General features: G+C 59.5%; 20 protein-coding genes. 16 read left to right on the forward strand and 4 right to left on the reverse strand.

All coding sequences use genetic code 11. The features are described from left to right. Nucleotides 1–3 precede the first annotated feature (3 nt). The 9 genes from ribD to AP059_RS13785 all read left to right on the forward strand — a co-directional run bounded on the left by ribD (nucleotide 4) and on the right by AP059_RS13785 (nucleotide 7,028). Nucleotides 4–1,095, forward strand: a complete 1,092-nt coding sequence (gene ribD / locus AP059_RS13745) for a bifunctional diaminohydroxyphosphoribosylaminopyrimidine deaminase/5-amino-6-(5-phosphoribosylamino)uracil reductase RibD (protein WP_059764018.1) — start codon at nucleotides 4–6, stop codon at nucleotides 1,093–1,095. A 46-nt stretch (nucleotides 1,096–1,141) separates the two neighbouring features. Continuing rightward, nucleotides 1,142–1,807 (forward strand): riboflavin synthase, encoded by a 666-nt coding sequence (locus tag AP059_RS13750; protein WP_059763749.1) that lies wholly within the window; start codon nucleotides 1,142–1,144, stop codon nucleotides 1,805–1,807. 16 nt (nucleotides 1,808–1,823) lie between these two features. Further along, complete coding sequence (ribBA, locus tag AP059_RS13755) at nucleotides 1,824–2,915, forward strand: bifunctional 3,4-dihydroxy-2-butanone-4-phosphate synthase/GTP cyclohydrolase II (protein WP_059763751.1); 1,092 nt, start codon at nucleotides 1,824–1,826, stop codon at nucleotides 2,913–2,915. A gap of 92 nt (nucleotides 2,916–3,007) precedes the next feature. Next, nucleotides 3,008–3,484, forward strand: coding sequence for a 6,7-dimethyl-8-ribityllumazine synthase (gene ribH, locus AP059_RS13760; RefSeq protein WP_059763753.1), 477 nt, complete (start codon nucleotides 3,008–3,010; stop codon nucleotides 3,482–3,484). Beyond that, nucleotides 3,481–3,981 carry a transcription antitermination factor NusB gene (gene nusB / locus AP059_RS13765; RefSeq protein WP_019409429.1) on the forward strand — a complete coding sequence of 167 codons (501 nt, stop codon included), beginning with the start codon at nucleotides 3,481–3,483 and terminating at the stop codon, nucleotides 3,979–3,981. The genes ribH and nusB overlap by 4 nt, the downstream gene beginning before the upstream one ends. A gap of 15 nt (nucleotides 3,982–3,996) precedes the next feature. After that, nucleotides 3,997–4,959, forward strand: a complete 963-nt coding sequence (thiL, locus tag AP059_RS13770) for a thiamine-phosphate kinase (protein WP_059763755.1) — start codon at nucleotides 3,997–3,999, stop codon at nucleotides 4,957–4,959. A gap of 238 nt (nucleotides 4,960–5,197) precedes the next feature. Continuing rightward, complete coding sequence (gene ribA, locus AP059_RS13775; RefSeq protein ID WP_059764020.1) at nucleotides 5,198–5,815, forward strand: GTP cyclohydrolase II; 618 nt, start codon at nucleotides 5,198–5,200, stop codon at nucleotides 5,813–5,815. Then, a complete protein-coding gene (locus AP059_RS13780) occupies nucleotides 5,812–6,231 on the forward strand; it encodes a hypothetical protein (RefSeq protein WP_059763757.1) in 420 nt (139 codons plus the stop codon). Before ribA ends, AP059_RS13780 begins: the two co-directional genes overlap by 4 nt. Then, a complete protein-coding gene (locus AP059_RS13785) occupies nucleotides 6,231–7,028 on the forward strand; it encodes a cobalamin-binding protein (protein ID WP_059763759.1) in 798 nt (265 codons plus the stop codon). The genes AP059_RS13780 and AP059_RS13785 overlap by 1 nt, the downstream gene beginning before the upstream one ends. A 50-nt stretch (nucleotides 7,029–7,078) precedes the next feature. On the opposite strand, the gene AP059_RS13790 is transcribed toward AP059_RS13785, so the two are convergent. The 4 genes from AP059_RS13790 to AP059_RS13805 form a co-directional block, all read right to left on the reverse strand. Continuing rightward, entirely contained in the window at nucleotides 7,079–8,929 is a 1,851-nt protein-coding gene (locus AP059_RS13790; RefSeq protein WP_059763763.1) for a TonB-dependent receptor domain-containing protein, read from the reverse strand. A gap of 125 nt (nucleotides 8,930–9,054) precedes the next feature. Beyond that, a complete protein-coding gene (gene dxs / locus AP059_RS13795; RefSeq protein WP_059763766.1) occupies nucleotides 9,055–10,953 on the reverse strand; it encodes a 1-deoxy-D-xylulose-5-phosphate synthase in 1,899 nt (632 codons plus the stop codon). 132 nt (nucleotides 10,954–11,085) lie between these two features. Next, on the reverse strand, nucleotides 11,086–11,973 hold the full coding sequence (gene ispA / locus AP059_RS13800; RefSeq protein WP_048362344.1) for a (2E,6E)-farnesyl diphosphate synthase: 888 nt from the start codon (nucleotides 11,971–11,973) through the stop codon (nucleotides 11,086–11,088). Continuing rightward, the gene (locus AP059_RS13805) at nucleotides 11,970–12,212 is read right to left on the reverse strand and encodes an exodeoxyribonuclease VII small subunit (RefSeq protein ID WP_048362345.1); all 243 of its coding nucleotides are present in this window, start codon (nucleotides 12,210–12,212) and stop codon (nucleotides 11,970–11,972) included. Before AP059_RS13805 ends, ispA begins: the two co-directional genes overlap by 4 nt. Nucleotides 12,213–12,589: 377 nt before the next feature. Here AP059_RS13805 and tssA point away from each other — a divergent pair, with 377 nt between their 5' ends. From tssA to tssH, 7 genes are read left to right on the forward strand one after another with little or no spacing between them, the layout of a single operon-like run. Continuing rightward, nucleotides 12,590–14,146: a type VI secretion system protein TssA gene (gene tssA / locus AP059_RS13810; protein ID WP_059764022.1), complete on the forward strand. Its 1,557-nt coding sequence runs from the start codon at nucleotides 12,590–12,592 to the stop codon at nucleotides 14,144–14,146. Nucleotides 14,147–14,179: 33 nt separating this feature from the next. Beyond that, the gene (gene tssB, locus AP059_RS13815; protein WP_059763768.1) at nucleotides 14,180–14,686 is read left to right on the forward strand and encodes a type VI secretion system contractile sheath small subunit; all 507 of its coding nucleotides are present in this window, start codon (nucleotides 14,180–14,182) and stop codon (nucleotides 14,684–14,686) included. A gap of 28 nt (nucleotides 14,687–14,714) precedes the next feature. Further along, on the forward strand, nucleotides 14,715–16,190 hold the full coding sequence (tssC, locus tag AP059_RS13820) for a type VI secretion system contractile sheath large subunit (RefSeq protein WP_059763770.1): 1,476 nt from the start codon (nucleotides 14,715–14,717) through the stop codon (nucleotides 16,188–16,190). An 11-nt stretch (nucleotides 16,191–16,201) separates the two neighbouring features. Then, on the forward strand, nucleotides 16,202–16,609 hold the full coding sequence (tssE, locus tag AP059_RS13825) for a type VI secretion system baseplate subunit TssE (RefSeq protein WP_059763772.1): 408 nt from the start codon (nucleotides 16,202–16,204) through the stop codon (nucleotides 16,607–16,609). A gap of 53 nt (nucleotides 16,610–16,662) precedes the next feature. Then, a complete protein-coding gene (gene tssF / locus AP059_RS13830) occupies nucleotides 16,663–18,429 on the forward strand; it encodes a type VI secretion system baseplate subunit TssF (protein WP_059763774.1) in 1,767 nt (588 codons plus the stop codon). Then, a complete protein-coding gene (gene tssG / locus AP059_RS13835; protein WP_059763776.1) occupies nucleotides 18,393–19,400 on the forward strand; it encodes a type VI secretion system baseplate subunit TssG in 1,008 nt (335 codons plus the stop codon). The genes tssF and tssG overlap by 37 nt, the downstream gene beginning before the upstream one ends. A 6-nt stretch (nucleotides 19,401–19,406) precedes the next feature. Continuing rightward, complete coding sequence (tssH, locus tag AP059_RS13840) at nucleotides 19,407–22,004, forward strand: type VI secretion system ATPase TssH (RefSeq protein ID WP_165599939.1); 2,598 nt, start codon at nucleotides 19,407–19,409, stop codon at nucleotides 22,002–22,004. The last annotated feature ends 7 nt before the right edge of the window (nucleotides 22,005–22,011 follow it).

Below are 22,011 nucleotides of genomic sequence, written 5' to 3' on the forward strand. Positions count from 1 at the left end.
TACATGGCGCGTGCCATCGAGCTGGCCCGTAAGGGGCTGTACACCACCCACCCCAACCCTCGTGTGGGTTGCGTCATCGTGCGTGACGGCCAGATCGTCGGCGAAGGCTGGCATGTGCGTGCGGGTGAGCCGCACGCCGAGGTCCACGCCTTGCGGGCCGCCGGAGCACTGGCTCGCGGGGCGACGGCCTACGTCACCCTTGAGCCGTGCAGTCATCACGGGCGCACCCCGCCGTGCGCCGAAGGCTTGGTCAATGCCGGGGTCGCCCGCGTGGTGGCCGCCATGCAAGACCCAAACCCGGAAGTCGCAGGGCGTGGCCTCAAGCGTTTGGCCGATGCTGGCATTGAGGTGCGGTGCGGCGTGCTGGAATCTCAAGCGCGGGCCTTGAACCAGGGCTTTCTCAAGCGCATGGAGCATGGCCTGCCGTTTGTGCGAGTCAAGCTGGCAATGAGCCTGGACGGGCGCACCGCGATGGCCAGCGGTGAGAGCCAATGGATTACCGGGCCTGCCGCACGTTCTGCGGTGCAGCGCTTGCGCGCGCAAGCCAGCGTGGTGATAACCGGTGCCGACACGGTACTGGCCGATGGCGCCCGTTTAACGGTGCGTGCCGATGAGTTGGGGCTGGATGCCGAGCAGACCGCGCTGGCCATGAGTCGTGCGCCGCTGCGCGTGTTGATTGACGGGCGCTTGCGCGTGCCGCTGGATGCACCGTTCTTCAAGGCCGGGCCAGCGCTGGTCGCCACCTGTGTGCCGCCTGCCGAACAATACCGCACAGGCCCCGAGTGCCTGGTGATTCCAGGCGAGAACGGTCAGATCGATCTGCGTCAGTTGCTGTTGGCGCTGGCCGCCCGCGATGTCAACGAAGTGCTGGTTGAAGCCGGTCCTCGTCTGGCGGGTGCATTTGCCGAACAGGGCCTGGTGGACGAGTATCAGATTTTCATCGCAGCCAAGTTTTTGGGTTCGACGGCCCGTCCCTTGCTGGAGCTGCCGTTGACCCGCATGAGCGAAGCGAGCGAACTCAAGATCATCGAAATGCGCGCGGTGGGGGATGACTGGCGAGTCATTGCCATACCTGTGCCATCAGCGAGCGTATAATTCTCAGCCTCCGTTTTACGCAGGCTTGGTTCTCAAGGGGAACGCCATGTTTACCGGCATTATCGAATCCATCGGCAACATCCGTGCACTGACCCCAAAAGGTGGTGATGTACGGGTTTATGTAGACACCGGCAAGCTCGACCTGAGCGACGTCAAGCTGGGCGACAGCATCGCGATCAACGGCGTGTGCCTGACCGCGGTTGAGTTGCCGGGCAATGGTTTTATGGCCGATGTCAGTCGCGAAACGCTGGACTGCACCGCGTTCAATGATTTGAAAACGGGCAGCCGGGTCAACCTGGAAAAGGCCCTGACCCCGACCACACGTCTGGGTGGGCATTTGGTAAGCGGCCACGTGGACGGCGTGGGCGAGGTGATCTTCCGTGAGGAGAACGCCCGCGCCATTGAGTTCCGTATCCGCGCACCCAAAGCGCTGGCCAAGTACATCGCCCATAAAGGCTCGATCACGGTAGACGGCACCAGCCTGACCGTGAACTCGGTCAATGGCGCCGAATTCTCGCTGACCATCATCCCGCATACCCTGACTGAAACCATCATGGGCGACTACCGCCCTGGCCGCCGGGTAAACCTTGAAGTTGACCTGCTGGCGCGTTACCTGGAGCGTTTGTTGCTGGGCGACAAAGCCGCCGAGCCGACCCAGGGCAGCACCATCAGCGAAAGTTTTCTGGCCGCCAACGGCTACCTCAAATCCTGACTTAAGGGGGTGCCGCGTGGCGCTCAACAGCATCGAAGAACTGGTTGAAGACATCCGCCAAGGCAAGATGGTCATCCTCATGGATGACGAAGACCGCGAAAACGAAGGCGACCTGATCATGGCCGCCGAGTGCTGCAAGGCCGAGCACATCAACTTCATGGCGCGCTTCGCCCGTGGCTTGATCTGTATGCCAATGACCCGCGAGCGCTGCGAGCTGCTCAAGTTGCCCTTGATGGCACCGCGCAACGGTTCGGGTTTCGGCACCAAGTTCACTGTTTCCATTGAAGCGGCGACCGGCGTCACCACGGGCATTTCTGCCGCTGACCGCGCCCGCACCGTGCAAGCGGCCTCTGCCAAAGATGCCAAGGCCGAAGACATCGTCAGCCCCGGCCACATCTTCCCGCTGATGGCCCAGGCGGGTGGCACTCTGGCCCGCGCCGGTCACACCGAAGCCGCCTGCGACCTGGCGCGCATGGCCGGTTTCGAACCCAGCGGCGTGATCTGCGAAGTGATGAATGACGACGGCACCATGTCCCGTCGCCCGCAGCTTGAAACATTTGCGGCTGAGCATGGCATCAAAATCGGCACCATTGCCGACCTGATCCACTACCGCATGATCCACGAACGTACCGTTCAGCGGATTGCCGAGCAGCCATTGGACAGCGAACTGGGCCAATTCAATTTGGTGACCTATCGTGATTCAGTCGAAGGTGATGTGCACATGGCGCTGACCCTGGGCAAGATCTGCGCTGAAGAACCGACGCTGGTACGGGTGCACAACATGGACCCGCTGCGCGATCTGCTGATGGTCAAGCAGCCCGGCCGCTGGAGCCTGCGCGCCGCCATGAGTGCCGTGGCACAGGCCGGTAGCGGGGTTGTATTGCTGCTGGGCCATCCGCTGGACGGTGACGTGCTGCTGGCGCACATCCGCGAAACTGCCGACGCTGCGCCAGTGAAAAAACCGACCACTTACAGCATCGTGGGTGCCGGTTCGCAGATCCTGCGTGACCTTGGTGTGCGCAAAATGCGCCTGATGAGTTCACCAATGAAGTTCAACGCCATATCCGGTTTCGATCTGGAAGTTGTAGAATACGTGCCCTCCGAATAAAGACCGGGTGTTTCCCGTCTGAAATTCGTGGCCCAAACTCCTTAAAGAACGCACGCGAGTGCGTTCTGGCTCTTTAATACGAGACATACCGAATGACCCTGAAGACCATCGAAGGTACCTTCATTGCCCCCAAAGGTCGCTACGCACTTGTAGTTGGCCGTTTCAACAGCTTTGTTGTCGAAAGCCTGGTGAGTGGTGCCGTTGATGCCCTGGTTCGCCACGGTGTGAACGAAAGTGACATCACCCTCATTCGCGCGCCGGGTGCGTTCGAAATCCCGTTGGTTGCGCAAAAGGTTGCCCAGCGCAACGAATTCGCCGCCATCATCGCCCTGGGCGCTGTGATTCGTGGCGGTACGCCGCACTTCGAATACGTTGCTGGCGAGTGCACCAAAGGCTTGGCCCAGGTGTCCATGCAGTTCGGCGTACCGGTTGCATTCGGCGTGCTGACCGTTGACTCCATCGAGCAAGCCATCGAGCGTTCCGGCACCAAAGCCGGTAACAAAGGCGCAGAAGCTGCCTTGTCCGCCCTCGAAATGGTCAGCCTGTTGGCGCAGTTGGAGGCCAAGTGATTTCCGACGAAAGCGATCGTTTCAACCCGCGCGATCCAAAACCTGCGGACGCTGGCAAGCCCTCTAAAAGTGCCAAACGTCGCGAAGCGCGTCAGCTCGCGACCCAGGCGCTGTACCAGTGGCACATGGCCAAGCATTCGTTGAACGAAATCGAAGCGCAGTTTCGCGTTGATAACGACTTCACTGACGTTGATGCGGCTTACTTCCGTGAAATCCTGCACGGCGTGCCTGCACACCGTGGCGAAATCGATGCTGCCCTGACCCCGTGTCTGGACATCACCATCGAAGAGCTGGACCCGGTTGAACTGGCTGTACTGCGTCTGTCCACCTGGGAACTGATCAAGCGTGTCGACGTGCCTTACCGCGTTGTGATCAACGAAGGCATCGAGCTGGCCAAAGTGTACGGTTCCACCGACGGCCACAAGTTCGTCAACGGTGTACTCGACAAATTGGCACCACGCCTGCGTGAAGCCGAAGTTAAAGCGTTCAAGCGCTAAACAGCGCTGCATGCCATGGGCGAGTTTGAGCTGATCCGCACCGTTTTCGCTGCCGCGCCTTGTGCCCAAGGCGGCGAGGGCGTTGCGCTGGGTATTGGCGACGACTGCGCCCTGCTGGATGTTCCCTTCGGGGAACAACTGGCTATCTCTACCGACACGCTGGTGGCAGGCGTGCACTTCGCAGATCCTTGCGACCCTTTCTTGCTCGGTCAGCGTTCGCTGGCAGTGGCGGCCAGTGATTTGGCGGCCATGGGCGCAACCCCCCTCGCGTTTACCCTTGCCCTGACCTTGCCGACGGTTCACACCGATTGGCTGCAAGCGTTCGCCCGGGGTTTGAATCAAATGGCTGTGGCGTGCAATCTGCGCCTGATCGGTGGCGACACCACGCGGGGGCCGCTGTGCCTGACGCTCACGGTGTTCGGCCGCGTGGCCAGCGGGCGTGCCCTGACCCGCAGCGGTGCGCAGGCGGGTGATGTGTTGTGCGTGGGCGGTGAGTTGGGCAATGCCGCCGGGGCCTTGCCCTTGGTGTTGGGCCAGCGCAGCGCCGAATCGTTTATTGCGCAACCTTTGCTGGCGCATTACTGGTCGCCGCAGCCGCAACTGGCGTTGGGCCAGGCGCTGCGCGGCAAAGCCACCAGCGCGCTGGATATCTCCGACGGCTTGTTGGCCGATTGCGGGCACATCGCGCTGGCCTCACAGGTGCGGCTGCTGATCGACCGTGATCGCGTGCCGGTCTCATTGGCCCTGGAAGAGTTTTTGGGCAGCGCGGGCGCGCAGCAAGCGGCCTTGAGCGGCGGCGACGACTACGTACTGGCGTTTACCTTGCCTGAGCGCGATGTGCCGACCCTGCAGGCGGACGGCTGGCCGATCCACGTGATTGGCTGTGTGGTTGAAGGGCAGGGCGTTGGGTTGTTGGATGCGGATGGGCAAGACATCACCCCGGCCATTCGTGGTTACCAGCATTTCCGTGGCATCTAACCCGTAGTCGCTGCCACAGGCTGCGATCGGCCGCACAGCGGTCGTGCTTTAAAAAAGGTGCAGGTCGTTCACCCGTATCGCAGCCTGCGGCAGCGACTACGAAGTTGAAGCAGCGCCTCAAAAGAATCAAACTTTTTGATATTTATCTCCGATAATTCAGCCTAAGCGTCTGTAGGAACCTCCTGCTACAATGCCGCCTCTGCGAATTTCCAGTCCTCAAATTGATCAGGAGCACACGGTGCCCGTCGCTTTTGTTGCCGCTTGCAAACTCCCTACTCCCTTTGCCGAATTCACCATGCATGGCTTCCTTGAGAAAGCCACGGGTCGTGAACACGTTGTGCTCAGTTTGGGCGACGTGGCGGATGGCGCGCCCGTGCTGGGCCGGGTGCATTCTGAATGCCTGACCGGCGATGCATTGTTCAGTCAACGCTGTGACTGCGGTTCACAGCTCGAAGCGGCCTTGCAGGCCATCGCCCGCGAAGGCCGCGGCGTGTTGCTGTACTTGCGTCAGGAAGGCCGCGGCATTGGCCTGCTGAACAAGATCCGCGCCTACGAGTTGCAGGACGGCGGCGCTGACACCGTTGAGGCCAACGAACGTCTGGGCTTTGCGGCCGATCAGCGTGATTACGCAATCTGCCTGCCGATGCTTGAGCACATGGGCGTCAAGTCCCTGCGTTTGATGACCAACAACCCGCGCAAGGTCAAAGCCTTGACCGATATGGGCATCACCGTCGCTGAGCGTGTGCCGCTGCACACCGGCCACAACCCGCACAACAAGCTGTACCTGGCGACCAAGGCCAATAAACTCGGGCACATGATGGGCAATCAACACCAGAACGAGGCTGACCCGGCGTGACCCGGGGCCAGCGTCGTCGGCGCTTGAGTTTCAGTTGGTGGCAACAGTTGGTACTGACCCTGCTGCCGCTGGCATTGGCCAACTGGTTTTTCGGCAAGTCCGAACCCTTGCTGCCTGGGCTGACAATGCCTTTCTTTATTGCCGGGGTGGCGTCGATGTTTGTCACCCTGCGCACGTTCAGCCCCTACAAACATGGCCTGATCAACCTGCAAAAAGCCCTCGATACCGCGCAAGAGCCTGCTGCCTGGGATCATCTGGCGCAGGTACGGCGGCGTGCTTTGCTGGCCGCCGGGCTGCCTGCCTGGATCGCCGCGCTGGCGGTATTTGTCGGGCTTGAAGGTGTGCCGCTGTTGTTGCTGGCGTTGTCGACGCTGGTGCTGTTTTACCTCTGTCGCATTCCTCGTCAGGTCGGTTGATGCGCCTGTGGCTGGCGCTTGCGTTGCTGGCCGTGGGCGTACCCGGCATGGCCGCCACGCGGGTGGTCAGCCTGGCACCGTCGCTGTCTGAAATGGTGGTAGAGCTGGGCGCCAGCGACCTGCTGGTCGGGCGTCTGGACGCAGGCGAGCCCTTGCCGGAACTGGCCCATGTCCCTTCAGTGGGCGGCTATGGCCAGTTGGACATGGAGCGTGTGGTCAGCCTGCAACCGGACTTGCTCTTGCTATGGCCGGGCAGTGTCGGCGTTGCGCAACGCGAACAACTGCGCCGGTTGAACATCCCGACCTACAGTGCTGACCCCAAAAGTCTGAGTGAACTGGCCGAACAGGTCCAAGCCCTGGCCATTGCCTTGAATCGCCCCGAGCGCGGCCATGAACTGGCCACGCAGTGGCGGGCGCGGCTGGCTGAGTTGCGCGAGCAGTATCACCGTGACACACCATTGCGGGTGTTTTACCAAGTGTGGGATCAACCGCTGTACACCGTAGGTGGCGGGCAAATCATCAGCGATGCACTGGCGGTATGCGGCGCCAGCAATGTGTTTGCAGACCTTCATCTGCCTGCACCGCAGGTCAGCATCGAGTCTGTGTTGCAGCGCAACCCTGAGGTGATCATTGCAGGCACCCAGGCGCAGTTGACTGCCTGGAAAGCCTGGCCGCAGATCGACGCGGTAAAGCACGGGCGATTACTTTTATTGAGCGACAAAGGTCTTGAGCGGCCGAGCGGGCAGATGATCGAAGCAACAGCCAAGCTCTGTCGGCAACTGTCGATAACCCCGTAGACGCTGGCGAAGGCTGCGAGCGGTTGATCTAAAAAACACAGCCGTCGGGGTTATAAGGGGGGCGTCCAGGTCACGCCAAATTGCAGGCTGCGCCGCTCTTCGCGATAGCCGTAATACTGCCCTTCATAGCCGTATAGCGCGCGGGTGAAGGTTTTATCCAGCAGGTTGTCGACTTTCACCTCCAGGCGCACCTCTGAACTGGCCTGCCAGTTGCCCCGCAGCCCTAACAGTCCATAGCCGCCAATCGGCTGTTGATTGGCTTCGTCGTTATAGCTGCTGCTCACCGCTTGCCAACTGGCGCCGACGCCAAGGCGATCAAACTGACGATCCAGATCCAGGCTCAACGTGCGCCGCGCGCGACGGCTCAGGGTTTTGCCCGTGTCACGGTCGCGCGGGTCGATGATTGCGACGCCCAGGCTGCTTTGCCAGCCGAACCACTCTTGATGCAGCGCGCTTTCAAAACCGGTAATGCGGGCTGAGCCAATGTTTTGCTGAATCCAGTCGGCATCTGCCACGATTGCGTCGCGAATGTCTGTGCGATACAGCGATGTCTCCAGTCGGCTGGTGTCGCTTAACTGACTGCGCCATTGCAGTTCGTAGCTTTTGGAATGCTCGGGTTTGAGTGACGGGTTGCCAAACTGCGGGTAGTACAAATCGTTAAACGTTGGCGCACGAAAGCCCTCGCTGTAGGACAGCAGCACATCGTTGTCCGCATTCAACGGCACCGTCAGGCTGCCACTCCAGGTGTTGTTGCTACCAAATTGTTGGTTTTTGTCGTGACGCAGCCCCAGCTCCGTCGAAAAGTACTCGCCCTCAAAGCGATGCTGAACAAACGCTGCGCGGTTCCAGCGGCTGTCTTGCTCAAAGTCAGTGCTGCTGCGTACCCGGTCTTCATACGCATCAAGGCCAAGCGTCAGGCTGTTTTGATCGTCCAGCGTCAGGGTGTTCTGCCAATTCAACGCGTCGCGATAGGTGTTGAAGCTGTAAAGGGCGGGGCTGAGCTTGTCCCGGGTCTTTTCGCGGTTCTCGCTATGGCCCAGCTCAAGGCGTGAGTTCCAGCGCTCTGAGAGCTGCGCATCGATAAAACTGCCCACGCTGCTGATGTCGAAATCGCTGTAACCCTGTTGGCCGAACATGGCATCCAGTTCGGTTTTGCCGGTGCTCTTGATGGCACTGATCCCGACTTCCAGTGTGTCGTTCAGGCTGTGGTTCAGGTTCAGGCTGACGGATTTGTTACGGTAAGCGTCGTGATCGTTATCGACCGGGTAGGACACGGTGGTGCGATTAATACCCGCCGTTTCCTCCAGCGCCCCGCTGAGGTTGAAGCGTGTTTGCGCATCCCCGCCAGAAACCCCCACGCTGTTTTGCGAGCTGCCATAGCTGCCCATCGCACTGTGCAGACGCAGTTGCGGCGCTTGATGGGCGCCACGTCGGGTAAAAATCTGAATCACGCCGCCGATGGCATCGCTGCCATATATCACCGAGCGCGAGCCGCGCAGCACTTCGACGCGCTCGATCTGGTCAATGTTCAGGTATTGCAGGTTGCTGTCGGCCGACGTGGCATTGGCCATGCGCTGGCCGTCCACCAGAACCAGGCTTTGCGCTGACTTGGTGCCACGAATATAGATGCCCGGTAACGCTCCGCGCCCACCACTGCGTGCGACTTGTACGCCGGGCACGCGCCCCAGCAGGTCGCTCAGGCTGGTGGGTTGCAGGCGGTCGATGTCGGCGCGGGTAAACACTGTATTGGCGCTGCTGCTGTCCGAGCGCGCCTCTACCTGGCGATTGCCGGTGATCAGTGTTTGCGGGAGCTTGAGCGCGTCGTCACGTTCAATGGCGTCGGCCATCAGCGAGCTGGCAGGGATAAAGCTGAGGAATAAGGCTGTGCGCAGATGTTTCATGGAATCCGGATTCTGTAGTCGCCGCCGCAGGCTGCGATAAGGGCCCAAGGCCTTCAAGAAAAAGGTCCGTCGCCACGACGCACCCCCAACCCTTCGCAGCCTGCGGCAGCGACTACAGAGTGTTTTTAAAGCCCCAGCAGTGCCATGCGCTGGCGCACCGAGGCTTCAATGCCTGGCGCATCCAGACCGCATTCGGCCAGCATCTGGCTCGGTTTGGCGTGCTCGACGTACACGTCCGGCAAGCCCAGGTGAAGAATGGGCTTAAGCAGGTTTTCGCGGGCCATGAACTCACTGACCGCTGAGCCTGCGCCGCCCATGATGGCGTTTTCTTCGACGGTCACCAACAGGTCGTGGCTGTTGGCCATTTCTCGCACCAGCGCTTCATCCATCGGTTTAACGAAACGCATGTCGACCACAGTGGCGTCGAGTGTTTCGGCCACTTGCAGGGCTTGGGCCAGTTGCACGCCGAACACCAGCATCGCCACTTTCGACCCTTTGCGACGGATCACGCCTTTGCCGATCTCGATCGGTTCCAGTGTTTTCTCGATGGGCGTATTGGGCCCCGTACCGCGTGGGTAACGCACCGCCGCCGGGCCGTTATACAGATGGCCGGTGGTGAGCATTTTGCGCAATTCGTTTTCGTCACTCGGGGTCATGATGACCATGCCCGGAATGCAGCGCAGGTAAGACAGGTCGAAGCTGCCGGCATGGGTTGGGCCGTCTTCACCCACCAGGCCCGCACGGTCGATGGCAAACAGCACGTCCAGGTTTTGCACGGCCACGTCGTGTACCAATTGGTCATAACCGCGTTGCAGGAACGTCGAATAAATGGCCACCACTGGCTTGGCGCCTTCGCAGGCCATGCCCGCGGCAAAGGTTACGGCGTGTTGTTCAGCAATGGCCACGTCGAAATAACGCAACGGGAAGCGCTCGCTGAATGCGATCAGGTCCGATCCCTCTTTCATCGCCGGGGTAATGCCCACCAGGCGCTGATCGGCGGCGGCCATGTCGCATAACCACTCGCCAAACACGGCGGAATACTTAGGCCCGCTCGCCGCTTTGGGGGCGGCTTTTGGCGCGTCCAGCGGTTCAAGTTTGGTGATGGCGTGGTAACCGATCGGGTCGACTTCTGCCGGGGCGAAGCCCTTGCCCTTTTTGGTGACGATGTGCAGGAACTGCGGGCCTTTGAGGTCGCGCATGTTGCGCAGCGTCGCGATCAGTGTCGGCAGGTCGTGGCCGTCAATCGGGCCGATGTAGTTCCAGCCCAGTTCTTCAAACAACGTGCCGGGCACCAACATGCCTTTGGCATATTCTTCGGTGCGACGGGCGATTTCCCAGGCGCCGGGCAAGCGCGACAGCACTTTCTTGCTGCCTTCGCGCATGCTGGCGTAGGTGCGGCTCGACAGAATTTTGGCCAGGTAGTTGGACAACCCGCCCACATTGCGCGAGATCGACATGTCGTTGTCGTTGAGGATCACCAACATGTTGGCGTTGACCTCCGGCGCATGGTTCAACGCTTCAAACGCCATGCCAGCGGTCAAGGCGCCATCACCGATCACCGCAATGGCTTTGCGGTCGCTGTTTTGCAAACGGGCGGCAATTGCCATGCCCAGCGCAGCGCTGATCGAGGTGCTGGAGTGACCGACGCCAAAGGTGTCGTACTCGCTTTCGGAACGACGCGGAAAGGCGGCAACGCCGTCCTTCTGGCGCAAGGTCGCCATTTGCTCACGACGGCCGGTGAGAATTTTGTGCGGATACGCCTGATGACCCACGTCCCACACCACGCGGTCGTCCGGGGTGTCAAACACGTAGTGCAACGCGATGGTCAGCTCGATGACGCCTAAGCCTGCACCAAAATGCCCGCCCGTCTGGCCGACGGTGTAGAGCAGTTCCTGGCGCAATTCATCGGCCAAAGGTTCCAGCTCGGCTTCGGCTAACCGGCGCAGGCCCGCAGGCGTGCCGGCTCGGTCGAGCAGGGGCGTGGTCGGGCGCTTGCGGGGAAACTCATGAAACGTCGTTGGCATCAGGCGAATCGTTATAGGTATAAGAAGAGGCGGCAGTTTACCTTATGCAACGTAAGCTGCCCACGGAGTCTGGTATTCGTTAGTCAGACCTTGGCATTAGAGCGTGTCTGAAATATCGGGATAGCGCCGCTTTTAGTGGCGGCGCTCTACGATATAGCGCGCCAGTTCACGCAATGGCTCTGCCGCTGCATCAAAAGGTCGCAGGGCGTCAATGGCCTGATCGCGCAGCTCAAGTGCATAGGCTTTGGCGGCGTTCAGGCCCATCAAAGACGGGTACGTAGGCTTGTCACGGGCCGCATCGGCGCCCGACTGTTTGCCCAGGGTCGCGGTATCGCCTTCCACATCAAGGATGTCGTCCTGCACTTGAAACGCCAGACCAATGGCCCGCGCATACACCTTCAGGGCCTGCAAGTCACTGGGCTGGGCACGGCCGCTGGCCAATGCGCCCAGTTGCACACTGGCTTCGATCAGGGCGCCGGTCTTGTGCCGGTGCATGTATTCCAGGGCGTTTTGATCAAGCTTGATGCCGACTGAGCCGAGGTCGATGGCTTGACCGCCTACCATGCCTGCCGGGCCTGCGGCCAATGCCAAGTCAGACACCATCTGTAAGCGCGTCTGGGCATCCAGTGTGCTCATGTGCGTGTCGAGCAGGGCGCTGAACGCCAGGCTTTGCAAACCGTCACCGGCCAGAATTGCGCAGGCTTCATCGAAGGCTTTGTGCGTAGTGGGCTGGCCACGGCGCAGGTCGTCGTCGTCCATCGCGGGCAAATCATCGTGTACCAGCGAGTAGGCATGAATAAGTTCTACTGCGCAGGCTGCACCGTTGGCGTGCTCGGGTGGGCAACCCAAGGCTTGGCAAGCGGCATACGCCAGCAGCGGGCGAACCCGCTTGCCTCCATTCATGACGCTATAGCGCATGGCCTCATATAGACGGGCCAACTGCGGCGACGGCGCGACAAACAAGCGTTCAAGGGCCGCATTGACGCGGGCCTGGCTGCTGGCCTGGTAGGCATCAATCATTCGGGCTGTTCCGCATCGAAGGGTTCTTGCGCCAGCTCGCCATCACGCTCAAGCAATATCTGCACTTTTTGCTCGGCTTGAGTGAGTGCGCCCTGGCAATCACGGGTCAGGCGAATGCCTTGTTCGAAGGCTGTCAGCGAGTCTTCAAGCGACAGCTCGCCGTTTTCCAGGCGCTCGACCAGTGTTTGCAGCTCTGCGAGGGACTGCTCGAAATCCGGGGAAGTTTTTTTGCGGGCCATGGCGTCGCTCTCGGTAGGCGTTAAAACCGGCCGACACTAGCAGACGCTGAGTTTTGGGGCAAATCGGGCGGCGGGTGCTGGTGCTCAGTGCGCTTGTGCGTTCATTGGGCGGAGGATTGAAGTGCCGTGCCTATTTGTCTTTGGACGGCGTAGGAAAGGGGTCGTAAATGGCAGCGATTACGCTCCTAACAGTCTATTTTTGTAGGTTTTTTAGCTCGGAGACGCTTCCTTAAAAAATACGGAAAATTCCGACATTTTTTACTTTCCCTTTCCAATACTGTCTCGCCACTTGAATGGAATCGGTAGTGGCCAGTGGCAACTTTCTCTTGTTTTTCGACAGCATTGAGTGCGCGTTCTTCTTTGGTTGGCGGCAGGCCATGACCTATGCCAACAAGCTGTATGCGCGGGTTGTCAGTTTGGCCAAGTCGCCGGTATTCAAAGACAGCTTCGCCGGCAACGACGTGCGTTTCTCTCATGAGTTCGAGGCCCTGGAGCGCGAGCTGGGCAAAGCTCAATCACTGCATGAAAGCGTCCCGATCGACTGGCTGGCCGTACAAGAGCAAAGCGAAGCGCTGCTGTGTGACCAGTCCAAAGACCTGCGCGTGGGTGTCTGGTTGACGTGGGCGTTGTATCAGCGCGAGTCCTTCAATGGATTGCTGGCGGGTTTGGGGCTGCTGCATCACCTGTGCACCCGGCAATGGGCGCTTATTCACCCGCTCAAGCCGCGTACGCGGGCGGCGGCCATCAGTTGGCTAACTGTGCGTCTGGATCGGGCGCTCAATGACAGTATTCCTCTTCAGGAGCAACTGCCGCTGTTTAGGCACATGGTTGAACTGCTGTTGGAGTTGGAGCGCGTGTTGACCTTGCATTTGGGCGACGAGGTGCCGCTGCTGTTACCGGTTTGCCGCCGTTTGAGCCGTATGGTTGAGCGAGCCACCGATAATCAGCAAGCGCCAGGCCCCCTTTCGTCAATGGTGGCGCAGGTCAGGCACGTGGCGACCCAATTGATTGAGAACACCTCGCCGATTGATAGCGAAAAAGACGCGCAAAAATCGTTGCGTGCCCTTCAGCACAACGCACGGACATTGTGTGTCTGGTGGCTAAAACAGAACGCCACTGACCTGCGGGCGTTGCGCCTGAACCGAACGCTGACCTGGATGGCCATCGACGTGGCGCCTGAACGCAATGGCGAACACATCACACCGGTGCGCGGCCCGGCGGCGCAGACACTTAAAACGTTTGACCAACAGTTTGAGCTCCAGCAGTTCGCCGACTTGCTGATGGCGCTGGAAGCCTGCCTGAGCAAAGCCCCGTTCTGGTTCGATGGCCAGCGCAGGGTTTGGGCGTGTTTGAGCGCGTTGAAGGCTGACGTGGCCATGCGTGAAGTTGAACAGCATATGGCACTCCTCCTTCAGCGGCTTCCGGGCCTTGCGCAACTGCGCTTTAGCGACGGCACACCGTTTGCCGACCCTCAGACCCACGACTGGATTGCAACCTGCGTCATGCCGCATTTACAGACGCAGCCCGCCCCCGAATCCGTGGCACCCAACGTTGCTCGACCGCTCTGGGAGGTTGCGCTGCAAGAGGCTCAAGAGGTTGCTCGCAGCAGTGGCTTCAAGCCGGCGGTGCAACAGCTCAAGCGCGGGCTGGCCAGTGCGCAAAACGAACGGGAGCGTTTTCACTGGCAACTGACCCTCGCCCGGTTGTGCTTCCTCAGCAAGAAGTACGAACTCGCCAAAACCCAGCTCGAAATGCTCGATCAATTACTTCAACGCTCAGGTTTGCAGGCGTGGGAGCCGCAACTGGTGCTTGAAGTCATACGTCTTTTGCACCGCTGTTGCGAGCTGTTGCCGCAGAGCCATGACGTGCGCGAACGCAAGGATGAGATGTATCGCAGGTTGTGCCACCTCGATCTTGAAGTGGTACTCGAATAGGCCCACAGGCCACACACGAAAGGAAAGAACCTCATGGCCAAAGAAGGCTCGGTCGCACCCAAAGAACGGATCAACATCACGTTCAAACCCGCTACGGGCGGCGCTCAAGAAGAGATTGAACTGCCGTTGAAGTTGCTCGTCATCGGCGATTACGTACAGCAAGTCGATGAGCGAAAACTCGAAGACCGAAAGCCCGTCGCCATCGACAAAATGACCTTTGATGAGGTGCTTGCCAAGCAAGGGCTGAGCTTGAGCCTGAATGTGCCAAACCGCCTGCAAGAGGAGGGTGGTACGGATGAGTTGGCTATTGCCCTGAACATCAGCGCCATGAAGGACTTCAACCCCGCGAGCCTGGTGGAGCAAGTGCCCGAGCTGAAAAAACTGATGGAGCTGCGCGACGCCTTGGTCGCACTTAAAGGCCCGCTGGGCAATGCGCCCAGTTTTCGCAAAGCGATTGAAGGTGTGCTGGCCGATGAGGCATCCCGTGCCCGGGTGCTGAGTGAGCTGGACTTGGTTGTTGCGCCGGCATCGGACGTTTGAGCCCCCCATCAGTAAAGGAAAGCACTTCATGAGTACTCGCGCCGCGCCGCAACAGGACGACCAGAACACCGCCTTCAGCATTCTTGACGGCATCATTGCCCAAACCCGCCTCACCCCGGATGACGAAGCCTATGGCATCGCCAAGCGCGGTGTTGCAGCGTTTATCGAAGAACTGCTCAAGCCGCAGAATCAGGGTGAGCCGGTCAAGAAGGCAATGGTTGACCGAATGATTGCCCAGATCGACGCCAAGCTCAGCCAGCAGATGGACGAAATCGTTCATCACCCTGACTTCCAGTCACTGGAGTCGGCCTGGCGGGGTTTGCAGTTGTTGGTCGACCGCACCAACTTCCGCGAAAACATCAAGATTGAAATCCTCAACGTCTCCAAGACCGACCTGCTGGACGACTTTGAAGACTCACCCGAAGTCATGCAGTCGGGTCTGTACAAGCACGTGTATACCGCTGAATACGGGCAGTTCGGTGGCGAGCCGGTGGGCGCAATCATTGCCAATTACTTTATGTCCCCCAGCTCACCGGACGTGAAACTGATGCAATACGTGTCGAGTGTGGCCTGCATGGCCCACGCGCCCTTTATCGCATCGGCCGGGCCGAAGTTCTTCGGCATCGAAAGTTTCACCGGGATGCCCAACCTCAAAGACTTGAAAGACCACTTCGCCGGCCCGCAATTTGCCAAATGGCAGAGTTTTCGCGAGTCCGAAGATGCGCGCTACATGGCCTTGACCGTCCCGCGCTTTTTGTTACGCAACCCCTATGACCCGCAAGAAAACCCGGTCAAAACGTTTGTGTACAAGGAGACCGTTGCCAATAGTCACGAGCATTATTTGTGGGGTAATACCGCCTATACCTTTGCCTCAAGGCTGACTGAAAGCTTCGCCAAGTTCCGCTGGTGCCCCAACATCATTGGCCCGCAGAGTGGAGGCGCAGTTGAAGACCTGCCGCTGCACCACTTCGAAAGCATGGGCGAGATCGAAACCAAAATCCCGACCGAGGTGCTGGTGTCCGACCGTCGCGAATATGAGCTGGCAGAGGAAGGCTTCATCTCCCTGACCATGCGCAAAGGCAGCGACAACGCAGCGTTCTTCTCGGCCAGCTCGGTGCAAAAACCCAAGCTCTTTGGCATCAGTGAAGAGGGCAAGACCGCGGAGCTGAATTACAAGCTCGGCACCCAGTTGCCTTACATGATGATCGTCAACCGCCTGGCGCATTACCTCAAGGTTTTGCAGCGTGAGCAATTGGGTTCGTGGAAAGAGCGCACCGACCTTGAGAGCGAACTCAACAAGTGGATCCGCCAGTTTGTCGCCGACCAGGAAAACCCTGGCGCAGAAGTGCGTGGCCGACGCCCCTTGCGTGCAGCACAAATCATTGTCAGCGACGTTGAAGGCGAGCCTGGCTGGTACCGCGTCAACCTGAACGTGCGCCCGCATTTCAAATACATGGGCGCTGACTTCACCTTGTCGCTGGTCGGCAAGCTGGACAAAGAGTAACGGGGCTGAGCATGACGGGATACGGCAGCCTCTTCGAGCGCTTGAATGGCGATGCGCAAAAACGTGTCGGTCACAGCCGCGAAGTTTCAATCATGAGTTCAGTCGCTGCCCAACTGGCCAAGATGCTCAGCACCCGTGCGGGCAGTGTGCAAACGCTGCCCGATTATGGCTTGCCCGACCTGAACGACATGAGCGTCAGCCTGCATGAGTCATTGAGTCAGGGCCGTCAGGCCATTGAAACCTTCATCGAACAGTACGAGCCGCGCCTGAGCCAGGTGCGGGTCGTTACGTTGCCCAATGATCAGCATCCCCTGCGTCTGACTTTCTGTATTGAAGGGCTGCTGGAGGCGGGCGGGCTTAAGCGTCAAGTGAGCTTTTCGGCGCATCTGGATGGCAGCGGTCAAGTCCGTGTCGACTGACGGCACGGTCTGCCCTTTTCATTTTCCGGCATCGACAACAAACAGGTAATCGCGTGTCTTTTAACCATTACTACCAAAGCGAACTGACGGCATTGCGCCAGTTGGGCAGTCGCTTCGCTGAGCGTAGTCCGGCGTTGGCACCGTTTTTGGGCCAGGCCGGGCGTGACCCGGACGTAGAACGGTTGCTTGAAGGGTTTGCATTTTTGACGGGGCGGTTGCGTCAGAAACTGGATGACGAATTGCCAGAGTTGAGCCACTCGCTGATGCACTTGCTGTGGCCCAACTACATGCGTCCATTGCCTGCATTCAGCATGTTGCAATTTGATCCTTTGCAACACGCAGGCCCGGCATTGCAGGTTAAACGCGACACCGGTGTGGCCAGTAAACCCGTCCAGGGCGTGAGTTGTCAGTTTCGCACCTGTTACCCCACCGACGTATTGCCTCTACAGCTGACGGAACTCAAGCATTCAGTGACCGGCGGGGGCGCAATGTTGAGCCTGCGCCTGCAAATGACGTGTGAGGGGCATTTGGGCGAGCTGAATATCAGCCGCTTGCGCCTGCATCTGGCGGGTGAGCGTTACATCAGCCAAATGCTCTATCTCGGACTATTGCGCCATCTGGAGAACGTGACAGTCGTGCCGCTCGATGACGGCGGGCAAGCGCTGAGCGCGTTCACGCTCCCGGCAGATCACATTCAGCCGGTGGGGTTTGCCGAAGAGGAGGCGCTGATCCCCTACCCCTTGAACACTTTTCGCGGGTATCGCTACTTGCAGGAGTACTTCGCCTTTCAGGACAAGTTCCTGTTTGTCGACCTCAAGGGGCTGGAGGTCCTTGAAAGCCTGGCGCAAGACACCCTCAAGCAAACCCGGGGCCTCGAACTGCGGTTTTTTATTCGCCAGCACAGCACCCAACCCCTGCGGCCCACACTGGAGAACGTGAAGCTGTATTGCACGCCGGTGGTCAATTTATTCACTCACGATGCCATACCCATCCGGCTGGACGGCAAGCAGGACGAGTACTTGGTGATGCCGTCAAAAATCGAGCTGGAGCACTGCGGGGTCTTTTCGGTTGATGACGTCAGTGGCTGGCGAGTGGGAGGCAGCGGCGGCCAGACCTATGTGCCCTTCGAATCGTTTGAGCACGACCCCAGTTTTGATGCATTGCAACAACATGCCCATTACAGCGTCAGGCAACGCCCGTCGTTATTGCACGAAGGGCTGGATACCTACCTGAGTTTTGGCCAGCGTCAACCCGAAAGCAGCGAAACCTTGTCTGTCGAATTGACCTGCACCAACCAGAACCTGCCGCGCCAGCTTCAGCAGGGCGACATCTGCCTGCCCGCCGAAGGCACGCCCGAGACCCTGGTGTTTCGCAACATTTGCCCGGTGACGTCGAGCTACGCACCACCACTCAATCGCGACTTCCTCTGGAAGTTGATCAGCAACATGTCGCTCAACTATTTGTCGTTGGCCAACGTCGAGGCATTGAAGGTGATTCTCCAGACCTACGACCTGCCGCGCTACTACGACGAACAAGCCGAGCGTATCAGCAAGAACCTGCTGAACGGCCTCATCTCCATCCGCCACGAACACGTTGATCGCTTGCATCGGGGCTTACCGCTGCGCGGGCTACGCACCCACCTGACGATTGACCCCAAAGGCTACATCGGTGATGGCGACGTGTTTGTTTTTGCATCAGTGCTCAACGAGTTTTTTGCCCTGTACGCGAGCCTCAACTCTTACCACGAGCTGCGCGTTATCAGTACACACGGAGAGGTTTACCAATGGACACCGCGCATGGGCTTGCAGCCCCTGCTTTAAGCGGGCTGACGCGAAGCATACGAGAGTACTCGCTGTATCAGGCCGTGTTGCTGGTTATGGACCGGCTGCGTGACGACGATCCGGGCGCCAGTGAAGACGTGCTTTATGAACGTCTGGAATTTGTCGCAAACCCCAGTCTCGGGTTTCCGGGCAGTGACGTTGAGCGCGTGGCGTTTTTCGTCGAGCACGGGCAGCTCCGTGCGCGCCTGTGTTTCAACCTGATGGGGCTGGTGGGTTCAGCGTCTCCGTTACCGGCTTTCTATGGCGAGCAAGCGTTGGAGCAGGGTGAAGAGGTCAACACCACGCGCGACTTTCTTGACCTGTTCCATCATCGGTTGCAGCGCCTGATGCTACCGGTCTGGCGCAAATATCGTTATTGCGCTCGTTTTGAACGGGGAGCCAGCGACCCGTTTTCCAGTCAGCTATTTGCGTTGATCGGCCTGGGTGGCGAGGCGATTCGCAATGCCCAAGAACTGAACTGGCGGCGCCTGTTGCCTTACCTCGGGCTGCTGAGTTTACGGGCGCACTCGGCGGCATTGATCGAGTCGGTGCTGCGTTATTACTTCAAGCATGCGGCCTTGACCCTTGAGCAGTGCATTGAGCGCCGTGTCGAGATTCTTCAAGAACAACGCAACGGGTTGGGGCGCAGCAATCACCAGCTTGGCGAAAGCCTGGTGCTGGGTGAACACGTGCGTGATTGCAGCGGCAAGTTTCGTATCCACATTCGCGAATTGGGCTGGGACCGTTTTCACGAACTGCTGCCCATCGGTGCGGGTTACCTGCCGATGTGCGCATTGGTGCGATTCACCCTGCGGGACCCGCTGGACTACGACATTCGACTGGTCCTGCGGCATGAAGAAATACGCGAACTGTGTATCGGTGCGCATAACACCTGTCGCCTTGGATGGACCAGTTGGTTGGGACGTGAACGGTCAGACGGCGTCGTGACCCTGGGCAACAACATTCATTAAGGACGGATGACCATGATCAACGTAGACCTGCAACAACTGATACAAGCGCTGGATGCCGCTACCCGGCGTGACCTTGAGGCATGTGCCGAGCGCTGCGTGGCACGCGGCGCGAGCATTATTCTGGTTGAGGACCTGTTGCTGGGTTTGCTGGAGCGCCCCGAAGGTTTGCTGATGCGTGCGTTGCAAGACGCCGACGTAGACCCCGGTCAGTTGAACGCAGTGTTGCAGTCGCGGGTTGAACACAGTTCGTCGCGTAATCCGGTGTTTTCCCCCGAATTGATTCAGTGGCTGCAAGACGCTTTGTTAGTCGCCAATCTGGAGCTAAAGCACACTCAAGTTGATCAGGCAGCCTTGCTGCTGGCGTTGCTGCGCAACCCCGTACGTTATGCCGGCAGCCGTTATCAGGCGTTATTGGCAGCGATCAATATTGAGCGCCTGAAAGCCTTCGCCCTCGCGCATCTGGCCTCGCAAACGCCCGTTCACGCATCCGCGGGCGGGGAGTCGTTACTTCAGCGTTTTACCCTCAACCTCACTGAGCAGGCACGCGCCGGACAGCTCGATCCGGTGCTATGCCGCGATGATGCGATCCGCCAGATGATCGACATTCTGGCGCGCCGCCGTAAAAACAACCCGATCGTGGTGGGGGAGGCCGGGGTCGGCAAGACCGCGATTGTGGAAGGATTGGCCTTGCGCATTGCCGCAGACCAAGTACCGCCAGTGCTTCAGGGTGTTGAGCTGCTGTCGTTGGACATGGGGTTGTTGCAAGCCGGAGCCAGCGTCAAGGGGGAGTTTGAGCGCCGCCTCAAAGGCGTCATCGACGAAGTGAAGGCATCGCCTGCTCCCATCATTTTGTTCATCGACGAGGCGCATACCCTGATTGGGGCGGGGGGCAATGCGGGAGGCTCCGATGCTGCCAATCTGCTCAAGCCTGCACTGGCCCGTGGTGAGTTGCGCACCATCGCCGCGACGACATGGGGCGAGTACAAAAAGTACTTCGAGAAAGACCCGGCACTGGCCCGACGCTTTCAGCCGGTGCAATTGCACGAGCCGACGGTCAATGAAGCGGTGACCATCCTGCGTGGGTTGGCTCACGTCTATGAAAAGAGTCACGGTATTTATTTGCGCGACGATGCGGTGGTCGCCGCAGCCGAGTTGTCGGCGCGTTATCTGGCGGGCCGTCAGTTGCCAGACAAGGCCGTTGACGTGCTCGACACCGCCTGCGCCCGCGTGCGCATCAGCCTGGCAGCGGCGCCTGAAACACTCGAAAAGCTGCGTGCCGAGGCTGCTGAGGGCGAGCGCCAGCGTCAGGCCATGCGTCGTGATGCCAACGCGGGGCTGATGATTGACGAGGCCGCGCTGCAGCGGCTGGAGCAGCGCTTGCAGCAGGTCGATGTGGAGCAAATGGCGCTGCATGCCAGTTGGTTGGAACAGCGCACGCTGGCTGAACGCGTGTTGGCCCTGCGCCAACAACTGGCCCAAGCTCGCGACGCACTGGCGTGCGAAACAGAGCAGGGCGACGTTGGCGCCCTGCAAGCGCAACTCAATCAAACCCACCGGGCGTTGACCCAAGCCCACAGCAAAGAGCGTCTGGTCAGTTTTGAAGTGTGCCCGCGGTTGGTGGCTGAAGTCATCAGTGCCTGGACCGGTGTGCCGCTGACTCAGCTGGCGCGTGAACACAGCACCCAGGTGGCGCACTTTGGTCGGGATTTGGCCGCCCGGATTCGCGGTCAGGATCAAGCGATCCATGCACTGGACCGCGCCATGCGTGCAACAGCGGCGGGACTTAACAAGCCCGATGCGCCCGTGGGGGTGTTCTTGCTGGTGGGCCCCAGTGGCGTCGGCAAGACTGAAACCGCGCTGGCGCTCGCCGACCTGTTGTACGGCGGTGAACGTTTTATCACCACCATCAACATGTCGGAGTTTCAAGAAAAGCACACTGTCTCGCGACTGATTGGCGCGCCGCCCGGTTATGTCGGCTATGGCGAAGGCGGCATGCTGACCGAAGCGGTGCGGCAAAAGCCGTACTCGGTGGTGCTGTTGGATGAAGTCGAAAAGGCCGATCCCGACGTTCTGAACCTGTTCTATCAAATCTTCGACAAGGGCGTGGTCAACGATGGCGAAGGGCGTGAAATCAACTTTCGCAACACGCTGATTTTAATGACCTCAAACCTGGCCAGCGAGCGCATCACCGCGTTATGCCAAAACGGCGCCAGGCCCAGCGCTCAAACGCTCGAAGAGCACATTCGGCCATCGCTCAGCCAACACTTCAAACCTGCCCTGCTGGCACGCATGCAGGTGGTGCCGTATTACCCGGTGAGCGGCCCGGTGCTGCGCGAATTGATCGAAATAAAGCTTCAACGTCTGGGCGAGCGGCTGGCGCGCCGTCATGTGCAGTTCAGTCATTGCCAGCTTTTGGTGGACCACTTGGCCGAGCGCTGCACCCAAAGTGACAGCGGTGCGCGGCTTATCGACTACTTGATCGACTCGCACGTATTGCCCTTGGTAGCCGACCGCTTGCTTGACGCAATGGCCACCGGCCAAACCCTCTCATCGGTGCACGCCACGCTTGATCCTCAAGCCCGCGTGCTGTGTGAATTTGAGTGAGGTTGGC

Origin of the sequence: Pseudomonas sp. TAA207 (assembly GCF_001529285.1) — a bacterium.
GTDB lineage: Bacteria > Pseudomonadota > Gammaproteobacteria > Pseudomonadales > Pseudomonadaceae > Aquipseudomonas > Aquipseudomonas weihenstephanensis.

What these genes read in the sequence shown, in the direction of transcription:
- ribD (WP_059764018.1), top strand. Translation starts at nt 4, where the DNA reads ATGGCGCGTGCCATCGAGCTGGCCCGTAAGGGGCTGTACACCACCCAC.
- AP059_RS13750 (WP_059763749.1), top strand. Translation starts at nt 1,142, where the DNA reads ATGTTTACCGGCATTATCGAATCCATCGGCAACATCCGTGCACTGACC.
- ribH (WP_059763753.1), top strand. Translation starts at nt 3,008, where the DNA reads ATGACCCTGAAGACCATCGAAGGTACCTTCATTGCCCCCAAAGGTCGC.
- thiL (WP_059763755.1), top strand. Translation starts at nt 3,997, where the DNA reads ATGGGCGAGTTTGAGCTGATCCGCACCGTTTTCGCTGCCGCGCCTTGT.
- AP059_RS13785 (WP_059763759.1), top strand. Translation starts at nt 6,231, where the DNA reads ATGCGCCTGTGGCTGGCGCTTGCGTTGCTGGCCGTGGGCGTACCCGGC.
- AP059_RS13790 (WP_059763763.1), bottom strand. Translation starts at nt 8,929, where the DNA reads ATGAAACATCTGCGCACAGCCTTATTCCTCAGCTTTATCCCTGCCAGC.
- dxs (WP_059763766.1), bottom strand. Translation starts at nt 10,953, where the DNA reads ATGCCAACGACGTTTCATGAGTTTCCCCGCAAGCGCCCGACCACGCCC.
- ispA (WP_048362344.1), bottom strand. Translation starts at nt 11,973, where the DNA reads ATGATTGATGCCTACCAGGCCAGCAGCCAGGCCCGCGTCAATGCGGCC.
- AP059_RS13805 (WP_048362345.1), bottom strand. Translation starts at nt 12,212, where the DNA reads ATGGCCCGCAAAAAAACTTCCCCGGATTTCGAGCAGTCCCTCGCAGAG.
- tssA (WP_059764022.1), top strand. Translation starts at nt 12,590, where the DNA reads ATGACCTATGCCAACAAGCTGTATGCGCGGGTTGTCAGTTTGGCCAAG.
- tssB (WP_059763768.1), top strand. Translation starts at nt 14,180, where the DNA reads ATGGCCAAAGAAGGCTCGGTCGCACCCAAAGAACGGATCAACATCACG.
- tssC (WP_059763770.1), top strand. Translation starts at nt 14,715, where the DNA reads ATGAGTACTCGCGCCGCGCCGCAACAGGACGACCAGAACACCGCCTTC.
- tssE (WP_059763772.1), top strand. Translation starts at nt 16,202, where the DNA reads ATGACGGGATACGGCAGCCTCTTCGAGCGCTTGAATGGCGATGCGCAA.
- tssG (WP_059763776.1), top strand. Translation starts at nt 18,393, where the DNA reads ATGGACACCGCGCATGGGCTTGCAGCCCCTGCTTTAAGCGGGCTGACG.
- tssH (WP_165599939.1), top strand. Translation starts at nt 19,407, where the DNA reads ATGACCATGATCAACGTAGACCTGCAACAACTGATACAAGCGCTGGAT.